The sequence below is a fragment of the Microbacterium sp. HMWF026 genome (assembly GCF_003061325.1).
Taxonomy (GTDB): Bacteria; Actinomycetota; Actinomycetes; order Actinomycetales; family Microbacteriaceae; genus Microbacterium; species Microbacterium testaceum_E.
On sequence record NZ_QAJB01000318.1, the window covers coordinates 1,379 to 4,675 of the forward strand.

4 protein-coding genes are annotated in these 3,297 nt (G+C 71.6%); all 4 read right to left on the minus strand.

Features of this window, described 5'->3' with window-relative positions:
* On the minus strand, nucleotides 1-1,425 hold a 1,425-nt coding region (argS, locus tag DBR36_RS12155), incomplete at its 3' end, for an arginine--tRNA ligase (RefSeq protein ID WP_258222774.1).
* A gap of 55 nt (nucleotides 1,426-1,480) precedes the next feature.
* The gene (locus DBR36_RS12160) at nucleotides 1,481-1,876 is read right to left on the minus strand and encodes a tautomerase family protein (RefSeq protein ID WP_108319742.1); all 396 of its coding nucleotides are present in this window, start codon (nucleotides 1,874-1,876) and stop codon (nucleotides 1,481-1,483) included.
* Between the two features lie 107 nt (nucleotides 1,877-1,983).
* Nucleotides 1,984-2,787 (minus strand): transglutaminase family protein, encoded by an 804-nt coding sequence (locus DBR36_RS12165; RefSeq protein WP_108319744.1) that lies wholly within the window; start codon nucleotides 2,785-2,787, stop codon nucleotides 1,984-1,986.
* An 88-nt stretch (nucleotides 2,788-2,875) separates the two neighbouring features.
* The coding region (locus DBR36_RS12170) for a hypothetical protein (RefSeq protein ID WP_219927652.1) at nucleotides 2,876-3,297 on the minus strand (422 nt) is incomplete at its 5' end.

Genomic DNA, 3,297 nt, shown 5'->3' on the forward strand with positions numbered 1-3,297 from the left:
CTGCAACGCGCCGAGAAGGGCCGACTCCGTCTCGTGCGAGAGCAGCTCGGGGGCGAACTCGGAGCGGTCCACGCCCGAGTCCGCGGCGTTGCGCGCGACGTTGTGCGTGCGGGCGTGCGCGTACTGGACGTAGAAGACGGGATTGTCGTTCGTGCGCTTCTGCAGGACGTCGAGGTCGATGTCGAGGTTCGAGTCGGCCGAGCTGCGCGTGAGCGCGTAGCGGGCGGCATCCACCCCGACGATCTCGACGAGGTCCTCGAGCGTGACGACCGTGCCGGCGCGCTTGGACATGCGCATCGGCTGGCCGTCGCGGACGAGGTTGACCATCTGACCGATCAGCACCTGCAGGTTGACGTGGGGCTCGTCGCCGAAGGCGGCGCACATCGCCATGAGGCGCTGGACGTAGCCGTGGTGATCGGCGCCGAGCATGATGATGCAGCGGTTGAAGCCGCGCTCGCGCTTGTCGAGGTAGTAGGCCAGGTCTCCCGAGATGTAGGCCGGGTGCCCGTCGGACTTGATGATGACGCGGTCTTTGTCGTCGCCGAACTCGGTCGAGCGCAACCACGTCGCCCCGTCGGCCTCGAAGATGTGTCCGAGCTCGCGCAGCCGCGCCACGGCGCGGTCGACCGCGCCGGAGTTGTGCAGGTCGTTCTCGTGGAAGTACACGTCGAAGTCGACGCCGAACTCGTGCAGGGACTGCTTGATCTCGGCGAACATGAGAGAGACGCCGTGCTCGCGGAACACCTCTTGCCGGGCCGGCGCGTCCAGCGCGTCGACGTCGCCGTCGTACCCCTCGACCACGCGCTGCGCGATGTCGTGGATATACGCCCCGCCGTAGCCGTCCTCGGGCGTCGGGTCGCCCTGGTGGGCGGCGACGAGGCTGCGGGCGAAGCGGTCGATCTGCGCGCCGTGGTCGTTGAAGTAGTACTCGCGGGTGACCCGGGCTCCCTGCGACGACAGGATGCGCGCGAGGGCGTCGCCGAGGGCCGCCCACCGCGTGCCGCCCAGGTGGATGGGGCCGGTCGGGTTGGCGCTGACGAACTCGAGGTTGATGACTTCGTCGGCGCGCGAGTCGTTCGTGCCGAACGCCGCGCCCTGCTCGACGATGGTGCGCGCGAGGGCGCCCGCGGCGGCGGCATCGAGACGGATGTTGATGAAGCCGGGGCCGGCGACCTCGACGCTCGCGACACCGTCGACGCCCGCGAGCCCCTCGGCGATCTGCGCCGCGAACTCGCGCGGGTTCGCGCCGACGATCTTCGACAGCTTGAGCGCCGCGTTGGAGGCCCAGTCGCCGTGGTCGCGGTTCTTCGGCCGCTCCAGCGGCAGGTCGTCGACGCTCAGCCCGGCGGACGAGCCCTCGCGTCGCGCCTCGGCGAGCGGGGCGATGACGGCGAGCAGGGCGGCGGAGAGGGCTGCGGGATTCATAACCCCTCCAGTGTATGGCGGGGCGGCGGAGCCGCCCGCCGCCCGCAGCGCCGACTCAGCCGAGCTCGCCCGTCACGAACTGCGCGACGCCGTGGCCGAACGACCAGTCTGAGTCGCCGTTGTCGACGATGCTGATCACCAGGTCGGAGCCGGCGACGCCCACGCGCTCGTGCAGGGTGTCGGCCAGCGTCCGGTACAGGGCGGTCTTCGCTTCGTCGGGACGCGCCTTGGACGTCACGCGCACCATCACCAGCCCCTCGGTCCGCCCGATGCCGAGACCGGTGTCGAGGGCGACCAGTTCGAACGGCTCGTGCTGCGTGAGGATCTGGTAGCGATCGGTCGCGGGGACCTCGAAGGCCGAGACGACGGCATCCTGGACGGCATCCATCAGCGTCCGCAGCTGCGTCGGGTCGTAGTGGCCGCGGATGACGTCGATCGCGATGAGGGGCATGCGGGTTCTCCTTCGCCGGGGGTGCGGGCCCGATCGGGCTTCGTCGCACAGCGTCGGACACGCACCTGCGCCTCGCCGGGGGCTTGCGCCCGGTCGCGCGGTCGCCCTCAGGCGATCTGGACGAGCGCCTCGTGATCGTCGCTCGCCGACGCCTCGTCGCCCTCGAGGACGGCGTCCACGTGCATGGCCTCGAGGCCCACGTACCCGCCGTGGTAGCTCAAGAAGGCGCAGTCCGCGGCGTCGCGTCCCGTCGCGATGCGCACGAGCGAGCGCCGATCGGCCAACCGCGTCGCGTCGATGACGTACCAGGCGCCGTCGAGGTACGCCTCGGCGACGGCGTGGAAGTCCATCGGCGACAGCCCCGGGGCGTAGCACGCGGCGTAGCGCGCGGGCATGTCCATCGCCCGCAGCAGGGCGATCACGACGTGGGCGTAGTCGCGGCACACGCCCTGGCCGGTCATGAGGGTGGTGACCGCGCTGTCGGTTCCCAGGCTGAGCCCGGGCGTGTACGTCACGGTCGTGGCGACGAAGGTCGAGACCGCGGCGATCAGCTCGGCCCCGCTCAGTCCGCGGAACTGCCGCCGCGCCTGGGCGAAGACCTCGTCGGACTGGCAGTAGCGGCTCGGGCGCAGATAGCTGATGGTCTCGAGATCGCTCGTGCGCGGGCTCTGCGCGGGTCCGTGGACGACCGCGTCGTAGCGCACCTCGAGCCGACCGGGCTCGGCGCTCAGGCGGTGCAGGCGACTGCCGGACTGGTCCACGATCTCGGTCGGGGTGTAGACCCGCTCCCCCTGCGCGAAGGTCAGCACCTCGCTCGACAGCGGCACGCCCTGGGCGGCGGTGATCTGGAAGATGAGGTCGACGGACGCCCCCAGATCGAGGTCGAGTCGGGAGGTCACTCGGCGCGGCACCGGGCAATCCTCGCACGCCGCGGAGGGCCCTCGGACCGCGCGACGCGAATCCGTCCGGACACGCCGCGAGCGGCGGCCCGGCGAGGCGTCAGCCGTCCTTCTTGCCGGGGCCGGAGTCCTTCCCGCCGGGCCCCTTGTCGCCGCCCTTGTCGCCGCCCTTATCGCCGCCCTTGCCACCGGGTCCCTCGTTCGACGGCTGCTGCTCGGCGGGAGGGTCGCTCTGCTGGTCGTCGCCGTCGTCCGAGACGGAGTCCTGCGAATCGTCCTGCGCGGGCTCCGTCGTCTGCTGCTCGGTGGGCGTCGGCGTCGGCGTCGGCGTCGGCGCGAGGGAGGAGAGGTCGGCGCGGACGGTCGCGATACGGCTCAGGATGCCGTCGGCTTCGTCCGTCGTGATGTCGCCGGCATCGCGTCGGGCGACGCCCTCGGCCTCGAGCGCGTCGAGGCCCGCGAGCGCCGAGGCGTAGTCGCCCGCGGACGCCTGCGAGGCGAGCGTCTGCACGCTCTGCTGCC

Coding starts and splice junctions, on each gene's coding strand:
- DBR36_RS12160 (WP_108319742.1), bottom strand. CDS start 1,876: ATGCCCCTCATCGCGATCGACGTCATCCGCGGCCACTACGACCCGACG.